We start from the raw sequence: 21766 nt of genomic DNA on the forward strand, positions 1-21766 counted from the left end.
AGGATGACCAATGTGGCTTTTGTCGAACCACACGCCGTTCGCAGTGGAGCGCAACTGGACCCGCGATGAGCGCGGTCATGAGGTCTGGCTGGTAGCGATCAAGGGCTCGTTCGAAATCGATCCGGACGGCAAGCAGACATTGCTGAAAGACCAGACGCCGGTGACCAAGGCTCCGCTTTTTGGCGCGGATGCCAACGAACTCCTGGACGAAAGCGATTTCAACATCGAGAAGAAGCACACCGACGTGCTCATCGATGGGCATGTCTGCGCGCCTGAAGGCCAGCCTAGCCCGGAAGTGATCGCGCGTATCAAGATCGGCGACCTCGACAAGGCCATCAGGGTCATCGGCGACCGTGTCTTCGTGCCTGGCCCGGTTTCAGTTCGCACGACTCGGCCACAGCCTTTCTCCGAAATGCCGATCAGTTGGCGGCGGACGTATGGCGGCACGGATATGGAGGCGTCGAGGCCGGACTGGGACGAGCGTAATCCACTCGGCACCGGCTTTAGTGCCAATCCGCAAAGGCTTGTCGGCAAGACGGCGCCGAACTTCGAATATCCGGATGCGCCCTATCGCGATCATCGCAGCGGCAGGCCGGCTGCCTTCGGCCCGGTGGCACGGCACTGGCAGCCACGAGCGAAACACGCGGGTACATATGGCGATGCATGGGTAAAGACGCGAGACCCGCTCTTGCCGCTTGACTTCGACCGTCGCTACTACCAATGCGCGCCTGAAGATCAACAAACGAAGGCGCCGCTCATCGGATACGAAGACGTGCGTCTCGGCAACTTCACAACAGACGGCTTCTGGCAGTTCCTGCTACCGCGTGTGACCTTCGTCGTCACCACCGAGTTCTACGGCCGGCCAGATCGAAAACATGATGAGGCGACGATCCACACTTTGCGCATCAACCCAGATCTCAGGCAGTTTTCGATCACCTGGATGTCGACGCTGCCGGTGCCCTTTGACGAAGAGCGTTTGAAGAACACGACGGTGCGGATCAAGCGGCGGAGCGGTGTATCGCCGACTGTCGCTGCCACCGGTGTGTGGCTGGTGGACGATTTCTGATGGCTAAGGGGCAAACCATCGTGGTGGCCGGCGTCGGCGCGCGTACACCCCTCGGTTTCGACGCGGCATCAAGCGCGGCGGCAGTGCGGGCCGGCCTTTCGGCCATCCAGGACCACCCTTACATGGTCGACCGGTTCGGCGAATTGATGAAGGTGACGAGAGACAGCGGCATCGACATAATGCTCAATGGGCCGGACCGCGCCGTTGAAATCGCCTTTGCGCCGGCGATGGATGCACTGCAGCCGTTGCTCGCGGCGGCGCCATCGACGGAAGTGTCGCTGATCCTCTCGACCGGAGAATCTCGCCCCGGCCAACCGGAGGGCTTCACCGTTCAGGTCAATTCCAAGCTGCGCAATCGGCTTTCGCAGCATGTGATCCTGGAAGGCGGCGGATCTACCGCGGGCGGGCATGCCGGTGGCCTGCTCGCGATCTATCACAGCTGCAAACTGCTGCGCGACGGCAAGGTCAAGTTTTGCCTCGTAGGAGGGGTCGACACCTATCTGGAGCCGGAAACCCTCGAATGGCTGGACGAGACTGAACAGTTGCATTCTGAAGGCAATATCTACGGCTTCTGCCCCGGCGAGGCGGCGGGCTTCTGTCTGTTGACCACGTTGGCCAACGCCCGCGCCATTGGCTTGCAGCCACAGCTGGAGATCGTCGCGGCATCGACCGCGAGCGAAGAAAGCCGGATCAAGACTGAAACGGTAGTGCTTGGCGAAGGCCTGGGCGCGGCGTTCGGGACTCTGTTCGAGGATGCGCCAGCCGACCTGGTCGACCGCATCATCTGCGACATGAACGGCGAACGCTATCGCGGAAACGAATACGGCTTTGCCGTCATCCGTAATCCGGGCCGCTTCAGGAACGCCGCCGATTTCGAAACCCCAGCTGACTGCTGGGGCGATGTCGGCGCGGCCTCCGGGCCGCTCTTCGTAAGCCTCGTCATCGAGGCGCAAGCCCGTAACTATCAGAAAGGGCCTTTGTCGCTGATCTGGGCGAGTTCGGAAAATGGTGCCCGTTCGGCGATCCTGCTCGGCTCGCCCTGACGGCTGGACCGGCCATGGGACGTCGCGGTGACTACTGAACGTTGGGTACCGCCATCCAGTTCGATCCCGGTGAAAAGCGGTGCAGCCATGCGTCGGTGGCGCCCGCATTGGATATGAAGCCGTCGCCGGCCAGCGGACCGACCACGTCTAGGATGTATCCGTCCATCACCTCGGCCATGCGTTGGTAGACAAGCACCTTTTTGGCCAGCCGGTTGCGGTCGAGCGCATCCGGTTCGTTACCTAGCACGAATACTGTGGCGTGCCGCTGGTCAAACACCGTTACATCAGGATCGGCGCGCAGGTCTTCAGTGCGCGCAGCGACATTAAGATCGTCCCTGAAAGGGGAGCCCAGCGCATTCAGCCAACACGGCGATTTCAACTCGCTTCGCATCCTGAAGGGCGTGAGATCGAGCATATCGATATCGATGCCCCAGAAGCGTCGCGCCTTGGCATAGATTTCGGTGAAAGCCTCGTCCTTCTTGTCTCTTGCGAAGGCGAAGACCGGCCCACCATGCCCGGAAAAGACGTCTATGCGATCCACCAGTCTCCGCAGAAGCCCAGCCAATTGCCCGGTCGCGAAATCGAGAGGAAGGAGAAAGCGGACATACCAGGCCAGCCCCTGCTTCCTTCGCTTGAGCGCCTCGATGTTCAGGTTGAATGTTCCCTGCGCATCGTCAATCTCGCAACCATCCCAGAGCTGTGCCTCAACGGATCGGCCCTCGCTTATACGCTTTCGCGCCGCTTCGAAGAAGCTGTAGGGCGCGCGCCCGACCGTGCGCGCCGATTGCGTAAGGATCGGATTCGCGACCTGCGACCAGAATGGCAGTTCGGCGATCTTGAACAGCCTGATGCGGTCCTTAGGACAGACCGCGCGGTAGAGATCGAGAATCCAGTCGAAATCGTCGACTGTCAGTCTTTTTGGATAGATCACCACCTCAAACAGGACCTTGTTGAGGGGCGCATCGCCGACGATGCTCGATTTCAGAAGCGCGTCGGGAAACCCCGGTGGAGGTTTTCCCGGATCACTGACTGTCTTCATCGTCGGTATCCGCCCCTTCGCGCTCGACATCAATGGAGTGCCTCAGCGACTTTAGGAACTCGGTGAGGTATTCGTCGAAATCGCGGTATTCGCGCGTCAGCTTGCCGTCCTCATATTCCTTGAACGTCGCCTGTCCACCTGATGCCGGCGGCCACATGAAGAGATAGTTGTTGGTGTCCTCGCCCAGCACGACAGCGACTGCGTCCTCGGCCGGGTTCTCATCGCCAAAGTCCTCAAAGACCTCCCAGACCATTTCGAGCGTTTCCTCGAACCAGTCCTCGCGGCTTCCCCTGGTCCCCAAAATAGCGGCATCGCCGTCGAAGTCGGTCCAGCCGTCGTGCATCAAGAGGAATGCGCGATAGGAGGGCTCGATGGGAAAGCCGCACTTCTTCTCGAAGCGGGCTATGTCGTTTTCAGTCGCCGGCTCCGCCGGCGGATCGGTCATGTCCTCATCAAGCGTCAGCCTGTCGAGCTCGCGCTTGGCCTCCAGAAGCGCGGCCACCAGTTCCGCGCGCTTTTTCTCGTTCAGCATGATGGCTCCATCAACAGCAGTCTCCTCGCACTCCGGTATGCTGGTCGGGGCCGCTTGTTTTCAAATCGCTCATCGCGCCGCCGATCCATTTGTTCGGCCGGCGCGACATCCAGCGCAGATTGGAACCGCGTGTCGGATGGCCGTTGTGCTGGATTTCCTGGACGTGGTCCGGACTGAACAGCTTGTATTTCGGCCGGGTGCTTTCGGCCTTTTCCTTCAGCTTCTTCTTGCAGCCGGGCGAAACGTCGTGGAAGCCCATATCCTCGGGCTTGCCTTCGCCACCCGGGCCCTTGCCCAGCCTGGCGTAGCGCTTGATCGACTTGCAGACGTTGTTGCCTGAGTTTCTCGTGCCGGCGCCATCGGGCCCGTATCTCTTGCCAGCCTGTTTGACATCGGTGAACTCCGAGCTCTTTCTGCCTTTCAAAGCGTCATTGTATGCCTTGATCTTGGCGCAAATCTCTTCGAGCTCGCACTTGTCGTACTCCTTGCGCGGCCGCCCGGATTTCGTCTTTCCTTTCGGCGCTCCATCGCACAGGATCACCAGCACAGTGCCTTCGGTCTTGCTGCGCGGGTCGATATTGCCGCCGAGATCGACCGTGTTCTTGTCATTGTGGAACTTCTTGTCGGTATGACGGCAGGCATTCTGGCCGTCCATTTTCACGTCGAAGGAATAGGTGATCCAGTCCGTCGCCTTCATGTTGACGTTGGACTTCACGCCGCCGACAGTGCCGGGTTCGTCGCCATTGCTGCGGCTGTAGTGAGACCCCTTGATGGCAATCATCTTGCCCTTGGCAAAGACCGTCGTCGTGCCGTCGGAGAGCGATGACTGTTCGGCGATATTGGGGTAAGGAAGCGGAACCGGCCCACCCGGACTTGGCGTCTTGCAGACGTCCGGTATCGTCGCCATCGACAGGCCGACAGTGCCCTTGTAGGTCAGGCCGAGATTGTTGACGGAGATGTGTGATGGCATCGCCTTACAACCCCTTTGACCATTCTTTTACCCGTTCCGCCACCGGCAGATAGGGCGGGCTGTCGTCGAAATGCGTTGCGAATGCATCGCCCAACACTTCCGGCTCGACGGAGAACAGCTGGTCCTCAGAGCGCGCCTGCGGAAACAGCTCAAGAAAAGCGGCCCCCGCCGACGCGGCCAGAGCTGGCGCGCGCATCTGGTGGATTAGCCAATGCAGCAAGGTGCGGTCTCCCAGCATGCCGGCGCCGCGCACCGCCACCGCTGCCGTCTCAGGCGATTTCAGCAGCCCGCCCATCCAGGCCCGCACATCCTTATCGGGCGCTGCCTTGACCGCGGCCCGCAGCGCCCTCATGGCGTCAGGACCTCCACCAACCGCCACCTTGCGTAGCTCGGCACTTGCCAGGTCGCCGGAACCAAGTTCCGTCAAAGCCCACGCGGCCCAGAACCGGGGCTGCCCTTGGCCATCCTCAAGAGCTGCGCGCAATTCCTCGACCAGGTCGGTTCGCCGCAGCTTGCCGGCCAGACGGAGGCTGGCGGCGCGGACGCGGGCATCGGGATCGCGCACGAGCCGCGATAGCATCTGCTTGGGATCGACACCGTGCCCAAAGCAGGCCGAGATGCCCAGAAAGCGCTTGAACGCGTCCTGCGCGCTGATCCAATGGCGCACCTCGGCAGCGATTGCCTGTGGCTTGTGCCAAGCCAGCGCGCCAATCAGACCGCATGCGTCGTCTTCGCTTTGACGGCCGAGCTCGACAGCTTCGGCCAGACGGCGGCTCTCACTCTGCTCGATCGCCATCCAGGCGTAGAGGAACAGTTCGCCCTTGTCGGGGAAGTCCTCATAAGCGGCGACGACGATCGGCCAGGCGGCCGAGCCGGCGATGCGCAGACCATCGAGATTGGCTTCGAGACGGCCGTCGACCATGGCGACGACGGCAAGATTCGGCGGATCGGCCTGCATCAGCGTGTCGCGCTTCGCCCAGAAGAACGCGGCCTGTTCAGCGTGCTGCCTGACGATGCCGGCGACGATCGGCCGTTCCGGCTTGCCTTCAGCGGTCTGATTGCGGGTTGCAGCCATGTCAATTGAGGTCGATCGAGCCGCCACGGATTCGGTTGGCGGCACTTGCATGGCTGGTGACGTAGGTGCCGCGAATGGTGATGCGGCCATCCTTTTCCATGAGGATCGTCGCCTTGCCGCAGCGCAGCTCAATACGCTCGTCGCCGATGATGCGAACACGCTCGCCGTCGCGCAGGATTTGCGGCGCGGCGGTCTTGCGCGCCGGCTCGACGATGCGGCCGACAATCAGCGGCTTCATCGCATTGCCTTCCTGGAACAGCAAGGCAACCTCTTGCCCGATCATGTCGGCCGCCAGTTCGGTCAGGCTATGCGCAGGCAAAGCGGCTTCTTCCGGGTTGCCGGGGAACACCACCAGCGGCGAAGCGGCATCATCGAAACCGAGGAAGATGCCGATCACCACGCCATCGATGCGTTCGCGCAAGTTGCTCATCGCCACCCCCTCAGTTCTCGCTGATCTTCGAGGCTTTCATGACTATATCGCTCGATGCCTTGATGGTGATCTTGCCCGATCCCTTGATCGAGATGTCCTTGCCCTCAATTCCGATCGAACCGTCCTTCTTCATCATGATCTTAGCCGATCCGGTCTGGATCAGGATCTCGTCGCCGGCATTAATCACCAGCTTCTTGCCGACATTGATCGAACTGTCCTCTCCAACTTTGATCGAACTGCTCTTCCCAATGCCCAGCGAATGAGCGCCTCCGATGTTCGTCGAGTCATCCGCTCCGATACTGGCACTGCGTGCCGCGCCGACATTGAATGACTGGGCGCTCCCAATTGTCACGCTTTGATCCGCGCCGACATTGACGGTCTGCGCCGCACCGATGTCCCAACTGTCGGCGGCGCCAATACTGTGGCTTTGATTGATCCCAACGCTCACCGACCGCGACGCGCCGATCGTGTTCGTCTGCGAAGCGCCCACGGTCCTCGCCTCAGCCGCCCCAACCGTATCGACACGCGCCGCACCCACCGTCACCGTCTGCACCAGCCCAACCGTCTGCGAGTGGTTGGCGTCGATATTCTCCGTCGAATTCGCCACGACATGGATGGTCTCGTTCGCATGCACCGTCAGTGAACGGTTCGCCCCCACCGTTTCGGTGTCGTTGCTGCCGATGTTGGTCGTCTGGTCGACGCCGATCTTGACGGTCTTGTTGTTGCCGACGTCCTCGTCAAGGTTGTGGCCGACGGAGTGCTTGGCGTCGTGGTCGATGCGGTCGGACTGGTCGTGCTGCACCAGCTTGTTGCGGTCGTGCTTGATCAGCAGGTGGTGGTCTTTCTGCGCCTGGAAATTGACCAGTTCGGAGCCGGCCTTGTCCTCGAACATCAGCTCGTTGTAACCGCCGCCGCCCTTTGAGGAATTGGACTTCCAGCCCGATTGCGTCGCATTGCCCGGCAGCCCGTAGGGCGGCATCTGCGATGCGTTGTAGACCCGGCCAGTGATGATCGGCAGGTCCGGGTCGCCTTCGATGAAGTCGACGATCACCTCCTGGCCGATGCGCGGGATCTGAATAAAACCCCAGCCGCTGCCGGCCCAGGTTTGCGACACGCGCACGAAGCAGGAAGAGTTCTGGTCCTTCTTGCCGAGGCGGTCCCAGTGGAACTGCACCTTCACGCGCGCATATTTGTCGGTGAAGATTTCCTCGCCCGAGGGGCCCACCACCGTCGCTGTCTGTGGGCCGCGCATGATCGGCCGCGGGGTGATGCGCGGCGGCCGGTAGGGCAATGTGGCGGGCGCCACGCCGAGCACCACCTTGAAATTCTCGCTATGGGCCTCGTTCTGGGTCCGGTAGCCCGGATCGAACAGCCGGTACTCGGCGCTGATCACCAGATAGTCCTGGTTCTGGTCGTCGCGCGGAAAGCTTTCCAGCTTGAACTTGCAGCCAGAGAAGAGGCCGCGCACGGTGCCCACCGCCGTGCTGCGCTGGTGCACGGCCTGAAGCTCCTCGCGGCGAATTCCCGCAATCGCGTCGCCTCGCCCGACATCGAGATGCGCGCCGGGCTGGCGATAGTTTTCGCCCGCGGCCTCCTTGTGGCTGAACGGCTGGGCGGACTTCGCCATCAAATCCGCGCCGGGCTTCTCGAAATCAAAGTCGGTGTGGGCATAGGCCCCCGGCCGCACCGCGCTGCCTGGAATCCATTCGGTGATGTACTCGACGTCGCGCCGCGAGCCCTGGCCCTCGAAATTGTAGAGCACCTTCTCGTAGCCGGGTGCCGGCTTCAGCTTGCTCATCGCGTCGCAGAGCACCAGGGTATGCTTGCCCTCGTCATGCTCGAAGAAATAGAAGATGCCCTCGTGCTCAAGCAGCCGCTGCACGAAATCCAGATCGCTTTCGTCATACTGGACGCAATATTCGCGCTGCGGATAAGACCCTTGCAGCCGCTTCTCGAATTTCGCGATGCCGTATTTCGAGAAGATTTTCTCGACGATCTCGACCGCCGTCATATTTTGAAAGATGCGGCAATCGGTGGTGTTGCCGAGGAACCAGAGCCATGGCCTGACCATCGCCTCATAAAAGCCGAGCCTGTCCTCGATGCGGATGAGCTTGAATTCCGACACAAGCCCGCTGAACCAGCGTTTCGGATCGGATTCGCCCTCGACCGAAACGACGCCGCCCAGCATCTTCAGCGGATCGACGTCGTGGCTTTTGGAGACGAAGCCGACCGTATAGGCGAAACAACGGCTGATCTCGTCGCGCCCGACGAGATGGGTGAAGGTCAGCACATCGCCGCCAACGGGCGTCTGCACAACCGTGGCGCGTTCGTTCGGCATGGGTCGTGCCCCTCCTGGACGCGGCCGCCAGTATGATGGATTGAAGCCCCCGCTATGTTAACCGCATCACGTTCGGGAACTTTTCGCACCCATCGCACCGGACCTTTTTCAGCCTAGCACATGTTTGGTGGCGGCCAAATAACAGCTGTGGCTAAACCCGACATGCGCCGGTGTGAAACGCTCCTCTCCCGCCGCGCTCGCAAGCTGCTAGAATGCCAGAGCATTTCTCGGAACCGCGCATAGCGGTTTTCCGTCGGAGTTGCGTGAAAAACAAGCATTTGTTGACCAAGTTCGGCGACGCTTCCGGATGTTCATCTCGCTCCAGATCAGCAATGTCGACAGGCTGCCATCCGGCGCCGCCGCGAGCTACGCCGCCCGCGACCGCAGCTTCGAGATCGGCCGCGAGAATTGCGACTGGACGCTTTCCGATCCGGACAAGATCATTTCGGGCCGGCATTGCGAAGTCCGCTTCCAGGCGGGCGGCTTCTGGCTTTACGACATCTCGCGCAACGGCACCTTCGTCAACGGCTCCAGCCAGCGCATGGCCGGTCCGCACCGGCTGGCGCATGGCGATCGGATGCTGATCGGCCGCTATGTCGTTGCGGTATCAATTGACGAGGAAGGCGCCGCCGCCGCCCACCCGCGAACCCGGCCCGCGTCGACGCAACGCGAGCTGCCGCCATCGACGGGCAGACCGCTGGAGCTCGGCAAAGAGCCCTTCTTCAGTCGGACGGAACAGCGGCCCGGGACGGGAGCGGCATCGACATCTTCGGCGCTGCGGCCGCCCCCAGCGCCGGCGAAGCCGGGTGGCCAGCCGGCGGGAACCGATATGCTGCTGCAGGATATCGCGAAGGCGGCCGGCATTTCGCCCGACCTGCTTCAAGCGCGCGATCCGCATGAGGTGGCCGCCGAGATCGGTACCGTGCTGAGGACCACCATCGAGCAACTGTCGCTGCTGCTCAAGGCGCGCGCGGCGGCCAAGGTGCTGGCCAAGAACGCCAACCGCACGATGATCGGCGCCGAAAACAACAACCCGCTGAAATTCGTTCCCGGCACCGACGACATACTGGAGATCATGTTCGCCAAACGCCGGACCGGCTATCTCGACGCCGCGCACAGCGTCGAGGACGCCTTCCGGGACCTCAAGACGCATGAATTGGCAACTTACGCCGCCATGCAGGCAGCGCTTTCCAGGCTGCTCGACGACCTGTCGCCGGAGGCCATCGCCAGGAAGCTGCCGCCGGCCTCCTTCTCATCCAAGAAGAGCCAGGCGTGGGATGCCCTCGTCGCCACCTGGCGGACGATGGAGGAGAAGCATGAAAACGGCATGCTCGACGTCTTCCTGGCCTATTTCAGCGAAGCCTACGCCAAGGCCAGCAAGCAGAAGTAGTAGACCGGGGCTATGTGACGGGTCTCACAGAAGAAAGCGCTGCTTCGAGCATCCTGCTTTCCGATTTCAATCAGCTGCCTGTACGGTTAGGATAACGTACGGAAGCTTGCCTGGCGGGCAAAGCGGCGTGGCTTGGGGCGTGTGCAGCAATGTCATGTTTCGGCGAGATGAGCCTTTCCATCCGGCCCGCCGCCAAAGCTCGGCATGAAAAGCCGGCAGCCGACCTCATTTCCCGTCAAGGAAATGTTCGCCGCGCCACGACGGTGGATCGACGATGAGTTCGAAGGACGATCCCTCCCGGCCGGCGGACAAGACCGTCATCCGAGCGCCACGGCCTAGACAACGCTCGCCCGCGGCTCCCGCAAGTTCCTCTTCGGCTGGCGCTGAGCCCGCTGCGACACCCGCCAGGGAATCGACGGTTTTCGACCCCGGCGTCGGCCGGCGGATGCCGACAGGCTGGTCCTCCGGAACCGTGGTCGTTCAAAACCCGGTTCCCGGGGCTGCCGCTGCAGCGGCGGCGCCCGCGTTGCAACAGGAAATCCTGCTTAGTGCCGCGGATGGCGTGAATTACGCCGCGGCAAATCCAATCCTCGCGGCCGCGGCGCCCTTGCTGATGCTGTTCGGCCAGCTGCGGCTGATCCCGGTCGAGCGGCAGGCGGCCCCTTTGGCAGAGCACATCACCGAAGCGATCGAGACATTCGAGCGGGAGGTGGCGAAAGCCGGCATCGCCGAGGAAGACGCCCGGATTGCTAAATTTGCTCTATGCGAAACCGCCGACGATCTGGTCGGCAACGTGCCGTGGCCGAAGGACGACGGCTGGAGCGCGCACAGCCTGGTGGCTCGGTTATTCCACACCAAGCCCACCGGCGCCGGTTTCTACGAGGCGCTGAACAAGATCCTGGGCCGGCCGGAAGGTCATAACGACCTGCTCGAACTGATGCATGCCTGCCTCTCGCTCGGGTTCGAGGGGCAGTATCGTGGGAGGGTCGGCGAACGGGACGCGCTCGAACGCGTCCGGCGCGACGTCTACGACACGATCCGCTATTTTCAACCGCGCGCCAGGGACGACATCTCGCCCCATTGGCAAGGCATGGCGGCGGCGCTGTCAAAGTCCCGGGCGCGGTTGCCGCTATGGGCGGTCGCGGCCGCCGCCGCGACCCTGGTGACGGCGGCCTTCTTCGGATTACGGATCCTGATCACCGACGAGGGCGACGCAACAGCCGGCGAATTGCTGGCGCTCAATCCCTCGACGCCGGTCACCATCGAGCGCGCGAGCGTCGCTCCGGTTGCCGAGCCGGCTGTAGCCGCTCCGCCGGAAGCCACCCCGCCGCCTCCTGCCGTTCCCACCGTAACCCAGATCGACCGCATACGCGCCGCGCTCGCCAGCGAAATCGCCGGCGGCGGGCTGACGGTCGGCACCAAGGGCAACTTCATCGTGGTCGAAATCAGCAACCAGCTCTTGTTCACGCCCGGGCAAGCCGAGCTGAAGCCGGAGTTCCAGCCCATCGCCGCGGACATCGCCACGGCTCTCGATGCCGAGCCCGGACCAATATGGATCGTCGGCCACACCGACAATGTGAAGCCGAAGAAGTCGAGCCAGTTCAAATCGAACTTCGATCTTTCCGTCGCGCGCGCCAAAGCCGTCCAGTCAATGGTGGCGAACGAGCTCAAAGACCCATCGCGGGTCGCGGTCGACGGCAAGGGCGAGGACGAACCGATCGCCGACAATGCGACGGCGGATGGCCGCGCCAAAAACCGCCGCGTCGACGTGATGATCCCGAAGGAGGAGACGTTGTGAGCGCGCGCGGCGGGGAGCGGCACTGATGCGCTGGGTGCTGCGGCTGTTCAGCCTGCTCGCGCTTGCCGGCTTCTCGGCTGCGGTCTGGTATGCCGGGCCGCTGATCCGGTATGCCGATACACGTCCGCTCGGACCGGTCTGGCTCCGGACAACGATCATCGGCGTGGCCGTCGCGCTGCTCGCAATCTTCTACGGCATCCGCTTCTGGCAAGCGCGCAAGGCGCAGAAGGCGATTGAGACGGGCATCGTTCGCAGCGGCGACCGCAACGACGATTCAGGGGTGCTCGAAGCGCGTATGAGCGAGGCCATCGCGACCCTGAAGCAGTCGAGCGGCAGGCGCAACTTCCTCTATGAGATCCCCTGGTACATCATCATCGGCCCGCCGGGCGCCGGCAAGACGACGGCGCTGGTCAATTCGGGGCTGAAATTTCCGCTTGCCGGCTCCGGCAATGCCCAGCCGCTGGCCGGGGTCGGCGGCACGCGGTCCTGCGACTGGTGGTTCACCGAGGATGCCGTGCTGATCGATACGGCCGGCCGCTACACGACGCAGGATTCGGATGCCCAGCGCGACAAGGCGAGCTGGCTCGGTTTCCTTGGACTGCTCAAGAAGTACCGCACCCGGCAGCCGATCAACGGCGTGATCCTCGCCATCAGCGTCGCCGATCTGATCGGCTTCGACGACCAGCAGCTCGATGCGCATGTCACCGAGATACGAAGCCGGCTGCGGGAGTTGCACGAGACGCTGAAGATCCAGTTTCCGGTCTACCTGCTCTTCACCAAGGCGGACCTTATCGCAGGCTTCATGGACTATTTCGGCGATTTCGATGAAGTCCGCCGACGCAAGGTCTGGGGCGCGACGTTCCAGACCACCGACCGCAACAGGAACATGGTCGGCGAAACCTCGGCCGAGTTCGACGCGCTGGCCAGGCAGCTTGCGGACGAGATCGCCGACCGCCTGCAGGACGAGGCCGATCCGGTGGCGCGCATCGCGATCTTCGGCTTCCCGGCCCAGTTCGTCGCGCTGCGAACCCGCGTCGTGCGGTTCGTCACAAGCCTTTTCGATGCCTCGCGGGCCCAGGTAAATGTCAGCCTGCGCGGCCTTTATTTCTCTTCGGGCACGCAGGAAGGAACACCGATCGACCAGGTGCTGGGCGCGATCGGCCGCAATTTCGGCAGCGCTTCGCAGGCGCATCTTTCCGGTACCGGCAAGAGCTTTTTCCTGCATGATCTTCTGGCGAAGGTGATCTTCCCCGAGGCCGGCTGGGTCTCGTTCGACAGGACAGCGGAGCGGCGCGCCAGGCTCGCCAGGTTTGGCAGCCTCGCCGCAATCGCATTGGCAGCTTTTGCAGCGCTCGGCGTGCTGGGCCTCAGCTACTTTGCCAACGAGTCGCTGATCGGCTCCACGAGACAGGCGATGGCGCAGTATCGGGACGGCGCGGATTCGCTGCTCAGGAGCACGACAGTTACCGATGTCGACCTCGAAAACGTCATCGGCCCGCTCGATCAACTGCGCAACCTGCCGGCGGGATATGAGACCGCCGGCCAAACGAAGCCGATCGAGGAGAGTTTCGGGCTCAGCCAGCGGGAGAGGCTTCTGTCGGCGTCCAAATCCGCCTATCGGCAGGCGCTGGAGCGTAGCTTCCGCTCGCGCCTGCTGGTTCAGGCGGAGCGCACGATCCAGGCCAAGATGGCCGACCCGATCGCGCTCTACGAACCGTTGAAGATCTATCTGATGCTGGGCGGCAAGGCGCCCAAGGTCGACGACGAGCTGATCGTCTCCTGGATGAAGCAGGATTGGGAGGAAAACCGCTACCCCGGCGAGAACAACCGCGAAGGCCGCGCGCAGCTCGAAAAGCATCTGCGCGCCATGCTGGCGCTCGACGATGCCTACGACCCGGTGTTCGAGCTCAACCAGCCGCTGGTCGAGGCCGCGCAACGCTCGCTCGGACGCATGAGCCTTGCCGACCGCGCGTCGGCGCTGATCAGATCGGCGGTCTATGCGGCAAGGCTCCAGGATTTTTCCGTTGCCGCCAAAGCCGGTCCGGAGGCGCAGCTGCTGTTCGAACGCATGGACGGCGCAGAGCTCGCCGACCTTGGCGTTCCCGGCCTCTACACCAAGGCGGGGTTCAACGGTTTCTACCTGCCGCAGCTCTCGCGCATCGCGCAAATGCTGGTCGATGACCAGTGGGTTCTCGGCGGCGGCGGCGAGCAGGGCGGCATCGATCAGGACCTGCCCAGGCTCGGCCCCGAACTCATCGATCGCTACGGCAAGGAGTTCGCCTCCGCCTGGAACGGCGCGCTCGATCAATTGAAATTCAAGGCGATGCTGAAGGACAAGCCGCAATATATCACGCTCTCCGCCGCCGCCTCGCCGGACTCGCCGCTGGACCGGCTGTTCACGGCCATTGCCGATGAAACCGCCCTGACAAAAGACGGCGCCGCCTTCGCAGGCGACACCGGAACGGCGCAGCAGGACCCGGTCGTTATGGCCAAGGGTCTCGCCCGCATCGGTCTGCAGATCGCCGGCGGCAAGTCGCAGAGCCGCGCCGGGGCAAGCTCGTCCGCCACGCAGAATGCCGGCGCCACCGTCGAGGCGCAGTTCAGGCCGTTCCAAGCGCTGGTGAGCGGCTCCAGCGGTCGCCGCCCGCTCGATGCGCTGACGCAAAACTTCCACGACATCTACCAGAGCGTGAAGCTGGCAGCGGATGTCCCCGCGCAGACGGAGCGCGTCAACGCGAACCTGAAGCTGCAGATTTCGACGATGCGCGCCAATGCCTCGCGCCTGCCCAAGCAGCTCGCGCGCATGGTCGACGCGGCGGCGGACGAGTTCGAAGGCAATGTCGCCGAGACTTCGGTAGCCAACCTCAACCAGATGCTCGACGAGACGGTCACGCGCCCCTGCGAGGAAGCCGTCAACGGCCACTATCCCTTTGCCGGCGACGGCAGCGAGGAAATCTCTCTTGCCGATTTCGCCAAGCTGTTCGCACCGGGCGGCCTGATGGACCGGTTCTTTGCGCAGAACCTGGCGCCGCTGATCGACATGACAGGCCAGGACTGGACCTGGAAGCAGGAGGCCCGCTCCAGCCGCGACCTCGCCAAATCGACCTTGAAGGCGTTCCAGTCGGCGGCGGAAATCCGCAGCGCCTTCTTCCCCTCCGGCGGTTCGGCGCCGTCGGTCTCGATCACCTTCACGCCCTCCTCGCTGAACAGCGAGGTGGATAGCGCGGTGCTCAACATAGATGGGCAGACGGTGCAAAGCACGCAGGCCGGCAATGCGCCGAGCACGGTGACATGGCCGGGCGGCGGCGCTTCCGGATCCGCGAGCCTCAGCCTGACGCCGGAGATGCCCGGCCGCGAGTCCGCCCTCAAATTCGAAGGGCCATGGGCTCTGAAGCGCCTGCTGGACAAGGCGAGCGTCACCAGCAACGGCGCCGGTGCCGAGGCGCGCTTCGTGATCGGCGGACGCGACGTCGCCTACAAGATGGAGAGCGGCTCTGGCGCCAATCCCTTCCTGCTCCCGGCGCTGTCCGGATTCAGCTGTCCGAAGGCATTCTGAGATGGCGCCGTCATGGTCGATCGGATCGTTCCCGAGCAGCACCGTCTCTCGCCTTCATTTTGATACTCTAAAGTATGCGCTTGTGGCAAACTGGCCTGGGCACGCGGCCCATCGTTCGTCACAGAGGACGCTCGCGAAGCGCTTGGTGGCAAATTGAGCACTGTCGCCCTTTCCATTGAGAGTTTCGGCGTCAGCCACAAAGGCTGTGTGCGCGACCACAACGAAGACAACTATCTGGTCGAGCAACAAGCCGGCCTTTGGGTGGTGGCCGACGGAATGGGCGGCCATGAGGCCGGCGAGGTCGCTTCGGCCAGCATCGTCGACCACCTGGCGACGATCGGCATTGCGAGCTCGGCGCCGGACCTTCGCGCCCGTTTCGAGGACCGGCTGAGCCGCGCCAATGCCGAGATCCGCAACATATCGCGTTCGCGCGGCATCACCATCGGCTCCACCTTCGCCGCCCTGCTCGCCATGGAGGGGCGGTTCGCGGGCCTGTGGGCCGGCGACAGCCGCATCTATCTGGTACGCGGCGGCGCTATCTCGCAGATTTCCAGGGATCATACCGAAGTCCAGGAGCTGCTAGACCGGGGCATGATCAGCGCGGAGGAAGCGCTCACCTGGCCGCGCCGCAATGTGATCACCCACGCCGTCGGGGTCAGCGACGAACTCGAGATCGATTTTCAGCAAGGCGAGTTGATGCCGGGGGATATCTTCGTATTGAGCACCGACGGGCTCACCGCGCATGTCAGCGACGCGGAGATCGAAGCGGCGGTGAAGTCCGCGCCGCCGCAAGCCGCGTGCGAGAAGCTGCTGGAGACGGTGCTGGCGCGCGGCGGAACGGACAATGTCACCATCGTGCTGGTCAGGATCGGCGACGGACGCAACGGACCGCTCGATGCGGATCGGTCCAGGGGCTGAGACACATGAGCGACGACGACAGGACGCGGATTTCGCCGAACCTCGCAAATACCGGCGTCGGCACGCAGCTCAGCGGCATTTACGAGCTTGACGAGCGCATCGCATCCGGCGGCATGGGCGAAGTCTATCGCGGCCACAATATCCAGACCGGCGACCATGTCGCGATCAAGATCGTGCTGCCCGAGTTCGCGCGCGACCAAACCATCCTGTCGCTGTTCCGCAAGGAAGCCTCGATCCTCAACCATTTGTCGCATGACGCGGTGGTGCGATACCACGTCTTCACCATCGATCCGGGCATCGGCCGCCCCTACCTGGCGATGGAGTTCGTCGACGGCCAGTCGCTGTTCGATGTCATGCGGCGCGGCCCGATGGCGCCGCCGGACGTGCGTCGGCTTTGCCATCGCCTCGCCTCGGGCCTGAGCGCCGTCCATCAGGCCGGCGCGGTCCACCGCGACCTTTCGCCCGACAACATTATCCTGCCGGGCGGCCGGGTCGAGCGCGCCAAGATCATCGACTTCGGCATCGCGCGCTCGGCGAATGTCGGCGGCGAGACGCTGATCGGCGGCAAATTCGCCGGCAAATACAATTACGTCTCGCCCGAACAGCTCGGCCTTTATGGCGGCGAGGTCAGCGAGCAATCCGATATCTACAGCCTCGGCCTGGTGCTGGCCGCCGCGCTGCGCGGGAAGCCGCTCGACATGAGCGGCTCGCAATATGAGGTCATCGAGAAGCGCCGCACCGTGCCGGACTTGTCGGACATCGATCCCGATTTCCGCGAACTCATCGAAGCGATGTTGCAGCCGGATCCTCAAGACCGGCCCGCCAGCATGGCCGAGATCGCCAGGGCAACGCGTGACGACGATCTCGACGCGACCTTGCCGCCGCCCGGATCGTTTGCTCCGCGGGAACGATCCGGCTTGCCGCGCGCCGGCTGGACGGCCTTGCCAAACACCAGTCCCCCGGCTTCTGCTGTTCCCGACGAACCGCGTTTCGTTCCGCATGTGCGGCCTGCGCACCTGTCGCAACCGAGGCCGGCGCCGGCGGCGGCTCCGGCCAGTGCGTCAAGCCGACCTGCGGAGCGAAAGCCCTCGCGGATCCCGGCCATAACGGGCGGCGTCGCGGTTCTGGCAGTCCTGGCGGCGGCCGGCGTCTATTTCAGCGGCGCGTTGGTCACTCCGCCCGCCGTTGAAAAGCCTGGGCCTCTTACGCCGAAGCCGGCGGCAAAACCCGTCGCGGAAGCGCCCCAGCCGGTAGCGGAGGCACCGACGCCTCAGCCAGAAGCACCGCAACCTCGGCCGCAAGCGCCGGCCGAACCGCAGCCGGAAGAACCGAAGGCGGACAGCTCAGCCACCGTTGAGCCGGCAAAGCCTGCCGCTCCGGCTCTGCCGCAACCGCAAGACACGACACAACCCGTCCAGAAGCAGGCCGAGACTGAGCTGAAGCCGACACAGCCTGCCCTATCGGCTGCGCCGCAACCGCAGGACAAGACCGCCCAGAAACAGGCACAAGTAGAGACCGGACAGAAATCTGAGCCGACACCGCCTGCCCCTTCAGAGAGCTTGGCCAAAAACAACCAGGCGAAAGCCTCGCAGCCGGCGGAGCCCGAACCGGCTCAGCCGTCGGTCGAGAACTTGCCGGCACCCCTGCCGAAAGCAGCGGAAAACCAAAAGCCGTCGAGCCCGACGGCGGAAGCTGCTGCGGCGCCGGAAGCAAAACCGCCGGCGACGAAACCGAGCGCATCCGACCTCGTCGACGCTCTGTCCAAATTGTCGAAGTCGAAGACGCCGGCGCCGCAAGTTACGGAAAACCAAAATCAGGCGCCGGCTTCGACTGCGCGCCAGCCGGCAGCGCCCGAAGCGGCTACTCAGCCGGCAAGGCCGAAAGTCTCGACCACACAACCGGCACCACTGCCGCAGCCACCGCCGGCCAACAAGCCATCTCAAAATACCGACGTCGCAATCAATCTGCCAAAGCCCCAGGTTCCGCCGCCGCCAAACAAAACCGACGCGTTGGCTCAGCGCGCCTCTTGGGTGCGCGACTTCAGCGGCGGCAATTGCTTCTACGCGACCCTGACATCGGCAACGGGCACATCCGCGGCGATCGAGGGATTCGGAACGGCCGTGCAGCCTTTCGAGCAACTGCTCGGTGCGTTCCAGTCCAGGTTCAACGTCGAGCCGGACATCAGCGTGCGCCTGATTACCCCATCACAATGCGGCGTACCCACCTTCCTGCACCTTCTCGACCGAAGCGAGGCTGAACGACCGCAGCTCATGCTCGACCGGACGTCGGTGCCCGACGGATCACCGATCAGCGGCACGCTGGTGACGCGCGGGGGGCTCATCTCCAGCGTGTTGCTGATCAACCACAATGGCACCGCCTTCAACCTCGACAGCCGCATGGTCGCGCAGCCGGACAGGGCGACCTTCAAGATCGCCATCGATCTCGCCGCTGACGACAAGGCGGCCGGCAAGGCTTTGCCTCAGGTCATCCTGGTGATCACCGGGCCACGGGACGTCCAGGCCGCGATGTTCGCGGGCCCGACCCCCGCCTCGGAAGTGCTGCCCCGGATCCTTAAGGAGATCCAGACGGACGATTCCGGATTTTCGGCCACCGCCAAGTATTTCCGGCTTGGCGGATAGCGCGGACGCCGATGGTTCTCTGCCGCCTGCTCTCTTCCACCCTTTCCCAGTCACGCAAGGAGCGCGGACCGATCCGGCCTGTTGCTGATCGCATCGGCCGCATGAAGCTTGCTGCGCTTGCCGGCATGGCTTTGCTCTCCATGCTATCCGTCAACAAGGCACATGCCGAATTCACCGTCTGCAACCAGACGCTCGACGTCGTCAACCTCGCCGTTGGACAGAAGGTCGACGATGCCGACCAGACCGACGGCTGGTGGACGATCGGCGCCAACCAATGCGTCAACGTCATCCGCGAGGAGCTGACCAACCGCTACATCTACATCTATGCCACGGACGTCTTCGGCCATGCGATCCTCACCGGATCGATCGAGATGTGCATCGACCGGCGCCGCTTCTCGATCCGCGGCATCGACGAATGCTGGCAGCGCGGCCATATCGCGGCGCGCTTCGTTGAGGTCGACACGCAGGAGCAGGTGCGCTGGACCTATTTCCTGAGCGGGAACCGCCAGTGACGCACAGCATCGACACGAGCTTCAAACTGAAGAAGCAGGCGCGCCTTGCCGAGCGGCGGCGCAAGCTGTGGCGCTGGATTTTTTCCGGCGTTGCGGCACTCGTCCTCGTCTCGACAGCGACGGGTTTCTACCTCACACGCGATTACTGGTCCTTCGGCGACGAGGACGAGGAACTGCATCCGGTCGAGGGAAGGGATGACGTGCCGCCCGACGCTTCGGTCTATGTGCCGGCCATCATCGACCTCGCCGGCGATCCGATGTGGATCACGCTCGCGCCCGATGCCGACACGGCCAAGGGCAAGACGGTCGCGCGCCCGGCCGAGCTCGACAGTTCCGGCGCCTCGCCGCAGATCGAAATCCTGTCCGATGTAATGTTGAGCGCCAGCGAAAAATTCATGACGACGATCCCCTCGACGCAGGAGGATTTCGCCTTCTTCCAGGCGCAGCGGCAGACCGTGCCGAAATCTCCTGCAACGGCGCCGCAGGATCGGCAAGCCGCCCCCCTCGCTCCGGGCGCAGCCGACGACCAGCAAGGCGATCTTGAGAACGACCTTCAGGCCGCACCCGACGAGAGCGAAGCTCCTGCCAGTTCAGCGCCCAAGGCGGATGCCGATGATCCGGAAGCGGGCTGGGGCGAGACCGTCGACCAGGGCGAGGCCGCCCTTCCCGCTTTCAAGAAGACCCAGATCGAGAACAACACGACCGTTGCGACCGTCAGCAGCGAATACCAGCGCTTCGAGGCGACCGAGGACACATTCGTAAAAATCCTCAACGACCGCAGCCTGGACAGCGTCGTCGCCGATGCGCATTTCTCCGCCGACGACGCGAAGCTGGCGGGCGAAGCGCTGAAGACGCTGTTCAACCGTGACGGGCTGGGGGCGGGCTTTGTCGTGGCGATGCGCGGATTCAGGCCGAACCGCGAGACCACCACCATGTCGCTTATGCAGGTCTCGATCTACGCCAGGAATGTCTATGTCGGCACGCTGACGCGCAATGCTGCGGGCGCGTTCGTGTCGGGCGTCGACCCGTGGGTGCGGGAGGACCTTTTCAACTATTCAGGCGCATCCGACGAAGGCGGGCCCAAGCGCCAATATCGCCTGCTCGATGCGATATATTCGACGGCCGCCCGCAACAAGGTTCCGACCAGCGTGATCGGAGAGGCCATCATGTATCTGTCGCGAGGACAGGATCTCGACGCCTTCGCCAGCGAGGACCAGCGGCTGGTGCTGATCTACTCGCAGACGCCGCGCGGCCAGGGCGAAATCTCAGGACGGGTCCTCTATGTCGGCGTTCAGGGCACGGAGAAGACGCTCGACTGTTTCGTCTTCCAGCAGAGCGATGGCCAGTATGCGTGCGTGACGGGCAATGACGAGGTTCGCTCGCTCAACGTCACCAACGGCATGGTGACGCCGGTGAGCGGGGTGATGACCTCGACGTTCGGCCCGCGCAAACACCCGATCCTGGGCACCGTTCGCATTCATAAAGGCGTCGACTGGGCCGCTCCGGTCGGCACGCCGATCATGGCCGCCTTCGACGGCGAAATCACCTTCCAGGGCGATGGCGGCAGCTATGGCAATCTGGTGAAGATTGCACATGCCAACGGGCGCGAGACGCGCTACGCGCATATGCAGAAATTCGCCATCGCGAGCGGCGTCGGCACCAAAGTGAAGGCCGGCGACGTCATCGGCTATATCGGCACCACCGGACTTTCGACCGGCCCGCACCTGCATTTCGAGCTCTACCAGAGCGGCCAGGCGATCGATCCGCTGGGTACGGTCACCACGGTCGCCACCTATGCGTCCGGCGGCGCCGGCGGCGGCTACCGCGATGCTGCCGTCGAGACGCTGACCGACCGCATCGTCCATGTCGAAAGTGGCGGCAAAGCGCGAGCCAAGAACCCGCTCTCCTCGGCGACCGGTGCCGGTCAGTTCATCACCAAGACCTGGATCCGGATGATGAACACCTATCGGCCCGATCTCGCCCGCTCGCTGTCGACCGCCGACCTGCTCGCGCTCCGCTACGACGCCACGCTGTCGCGCGAGATGGTGCGCAATCTGGCGCGCGAGGGCGAAGCCTATCTTCGCGCCCGCGGCCACCAGATCACCGCCGGGCGGCTCTATCTCTGCCATTTCCTGGGCATGGAAGGTGCTGCCCAGGTTCTGGCGGCGCCCGGCTCGGCGCAATTGAGCGCAGTGCTCGGCTCCGCCGTGATCCAGGCCAACCCTTTCCTTACCGGAAAGACCACCAGCTACGTCGTCGACTGGGCCGAGCGGAAAATGGGTCAGAAGGTGACCCGCTTGGCATCGTCCGATCAGAACCAGCAGACGCCCACGACCCAGGTCCGACAGACATCGCCGGAGTTCGAGAAATACAAGCAAGCCGTCACGGCCCTGATAAGCTCGATCCAGGCCACCCTTTGAGGCCCTGTCGCGCTACCGTCGGTCGCTGTTCGCAGCGTGA

At 63.5% G+C, this 21766-nt stretch carries 15 protein-coding genes; 9 read left to right on the top strand and 6 right to left on the bottom strand.

Features of this window, described 5'->3' with window-relative positions; genetic code table 11:
- Nucleotides 1–10 precede the first annotated feature (10 nt).
- Both CK222_RS16100 and CK222_RS16105 read left to right on the top strand, forming a co-directional pair.
- Nucleotides 11–1066 (top strand): DUF2169 domain-containing protein, encoded by a 1056-nt coding sequence (locus tag CK222_RS16100; RefSeq protein ID WP_095801008.1) that lies wholly within the window; start codon nucleotides 11–13, stop codon nucleotides 1064–1066.
- A gap of 122 nt (nucleotides 1067–1188) precedes the next feature.
- On the top strand, nucleotides 1189–2109 hold the full coding sequence (locus CK222_RS16105) for a beta-ketoacyl synthase N-terminal-like domain-containing protein (RefSeq protein ID WP_245433055.1): 921 nt from the start codon (nucleotides 1189–1191) through the stop codon (nucleotides 2107–2109).
- 31 nt (nucleotides 2110–2140) lie between these two features.
- Here the strand turns inward: CK222_RS16105 and CK222_RS16110 are convergent, their stop codons facing one another.
- From CK222_RS16110 to tssI, 6 genes are all read right to left on the bottom strand, one after another.
- On the bottom strand, nucleotides 2141–3178 hold the full coding sequence (locus CK222_RS16110; RefSeq protein ID WP_095801010.1) for a type VI immunity family protein: 1038 nt from the start codon (nucleotides 3176–3178) through the stop codon (nucleotides 2141–2143).
- On the bottom strand, nucleotides 3132–3680 hold the full coding sequence (locus CK222_RS16115) for an SMI1/KNR4 family protein (protein WP_095801011.1): 549 nt from the start codon (nucleotides 3678–3680) through the stop codon (nucleotides 3132–3134). Before CK222_RS16115 ends, CK222_RS16110 begins: the two co-directional genes overlap by 47 nt.
- A 10-nt stretch (nucleotides 3681–3690) precedes the next feature.
- Nucleotides 3691–4650, bottom strand: coding sequence for a DUF4150 domain-containing protein (locus CK222_RS16120; RefSeq protein ID WP_095801012.1), 960 nt, complete (start codon nucleotides 4648–4650; stop codon nucleotides 3691–3693).
- 4 nt (nucleotides 4651–4654) lie between these two features.
- Nucleotides 4655–5608, bottom strand: a complete 954-nt coding sequence (locus CK222_RS16125) for a HEAT repeat domain-containing protein (RefSeq protein ID WP_245433057.1) — start codon at nucleotides 5606–5608, stop codon at nucleotides 4655–4657.
- Nucleotides 5609–5726: 118 nt separating this feature from the next.
- Nucleotides 5727–6155: a DUF6484 domain-containing protein gene (locus CK222_RS16130; protein ID WP_095801013.1), complete on the bottom strand. Its 429-nt coding sequence runs from the start codon at nucleotides 6153–6155 to the stop codon at nucleotides 5727–5729.
- Nucleotides 6156–6165: 10 nt separating this feature from the next.
- Complete coding sequence (tssI, locus tag CK222_RS16135; protein WP_095801014.1) at nucleotides 6166–8493, bottom strand: type VI secretion system tip protein TssI/VgrG; 2328 nt, start codon at nucleotides 8491–8493, stop codon at nucleotides 6166–6168.
- A 307-nt stretch (nucleotides 8494–8800) separates the two neighbouring features.
- Between tssI and tagH the strand changes: the two genes are divergently transcribed.
- From tagH to CK222_RS16170, 7 genes are all read left to right on the top strand, one after another.
- On the top strand, nucleotides 8801–9883 hold the full coding sequence (gene tagH / locus CK222_RS16140) for a type VI secretion system-associated FHA domain protein TagH (protein ID WP_095801015.1): 1083 nt from the start codon (nucleotides 8801–8803) through the stop codon (nucleotides 9881–9883).
- A gap of 526 nt (nucleotides 9884–10409) precedes the next feature.
- Complete coding sequence (gene tssL / locus CK222_RS16145; protein WP_348628811.1) at nucleotides 10410–11681, top strand: type VI secretion system protein TssL, long form; 1272 nt, start codon at nucleotides 10410–10412, stop codon at nucleotides 11679–11681.
- 25 nt (nucleotides 11682–11706) lie between these two features.
- The gene (tssM, locus tag CK222_RS16150; RefSeq protein WP_176477653.1) at nucleotides 11707–15237 is read left to right on the top strand and encodes a type VI secretion system membrane subunit TssM; all 3531 of its coding nucleotides are present in this window, start codon (nucleotides 11707–11709) and stop codon (nucleotides 15235–15237) included.
- Nucleotides 15238–15390: 153 nt separating this feature from the next.
- The gene (locus tag CK222_RS16155; protein WP_066989102.1) at nucleotides 15391–16155 is read left to right on the top strand and encodes a protein phosphatase 2C domain-containing protein; all 765 of its coding nucleotides are present in this window, start codon (nucleotides 15391–15393) and stop codon (nucleotides 16153–16155) included.
- 5 nt (nucleotides 16156–16160) lie between these two features.
- The gene (locus CK222_RS16160) at nucleotides 16161–18794 is read left to right on the top strand and encodes a serine/threonine-protein kinase (RefSeq protein WP_095801018.1); all 2634 of its coding nucleotides are present in this window, start codon (nucleotides 16161–16163) and stop codon (nucleotides 18792–18794) included.
- 101 nt (nucleotides 18795–18895) lie between these two features.
- Complete coding sequence (locus CK222_RS16165) at nucleotides 18896–19306, top strand: DUF1036 domain-containing protein (RefSeq protein WP_095801126.1); 411 nt, start codon at nucleotides 18896–18898, stop codon at nucleotides 19304–19306.
- A complete protein-coding gene (locus CK222_RS16170; RefSeq protein ID WP_095801019.1) occupies nucleotides 19303–21726 on the top strand; it encodes a M23 family metallopeptidase in 2424 nt (807 codons plus the stop codon). Before CK222_RS16165 ends, CK222_RS16170 begins: the two co-directional genes overlap by 4 nt.
- The last annotated feature ends 40 nt before the right edge of the window (nucleotides 21727–21766 follow it).

It is taken from the genome of Mesorhizobium sp. WSM3866 (assembly GCF_002294795.1).
In the GTDB taxonomy this organism is placed as follows: domain Bacteria; phylum Pseudomonadota; class Alphaproteobacteria; order Rhizobiales; family Rhizobiaceae; genus Mesorhizobium.

What these genes read in the sequence shown, in the direction of transcription:
- CK222_RS16165 (WP_095801126.1), top strand. Translation starts at nt 18,896, where the DNA reads ATGAAGCTTGCTGCGCTTGCCGGCATGGCTTTGCTCTCCATGCTATCC.
- CK222_RS16160 (WP_095801018.1), top strand. Translation starts at nt 16,161, where the DNA reads ATGAGCGACGACGACAGGACGCGGATTTCGCCGAACCTCGCAAATACC.
- tssM (WP_176477653.1), top strand. Translation starts at nt 11,707, where the DNA reads ATGCGCTGGGTGCTGCGGCTGTTCAGCCTGCTCGCGCTTGCCGGCTTC.
- CK222_RS16130 (WP_095801013.1), bottom strand. Translation starts at nt 6,155, where the DNA reads ATGAGCAACTTGCGCGAACGCATCGATGGCGTGGTGATCGGCATCTTC.
- CK222_RS16120 (WP_095801012.1), bottom strand. Translation starts at nt 4,650, where the DNA reads ATGCCATCACACATCTCCGTCAACAATCTCGGCCTGACCTACAAGGGC.
- CK222_RS16105 (WP_245433055.1), top strand. Translation starts at nt 1,189, where the DNA reads ATGGTCGACCGGTTCGGCGAATTGATGAAGGTGACGAGAGACAGCGGC.
- CK222_RS16125 (WP_245433057.1), bottom strand. Translation starts at nt 5,608, where the DNA reads ATGCAGGCCGATCCGCCGAATCTTGCCGTCGTCGCCATGGTCGACGGC.
- CK222_RS16100 (WP_095801008.1), top strand. Translation starts at nt 11, where the DNA reads ATGTGGCTTTTGTCGAACCACACGCCGTTCGCAGTGGAGCGCAACTGG.
- CK222_RS16115 (WP_095801011.1), bottom strand. Translation starts at nt 3,680, where the DNA reads ATGCTGAACGAGAAAAAGCGCGCGGAACTGGTGGCCGCGCTTCTGGAG.
- tagH (WP_095801015.1), top strand. Translation starts at nt 8,801, where the DNA reads ATGTTCATCTCGCTCCAGATCAGCAATGTCGACAGGCTGCCATCCGGC.
- CK222_RS16110 (WP_095801010.1), bottom strand. Translation starts at nt 3,178, where the DNA reads ATGTCGAGCGCGAAGGGGCGGATACCGACGATGAAGACAGTCAGTGAT.
- tssI (WP_095801014.1), bottom strand. Translation starts at nt 8,493, where the DNA reads ATGCCGAACGAACGCGCCACGGTTGTGCAGACGCCCGTTGGCGGCGAT.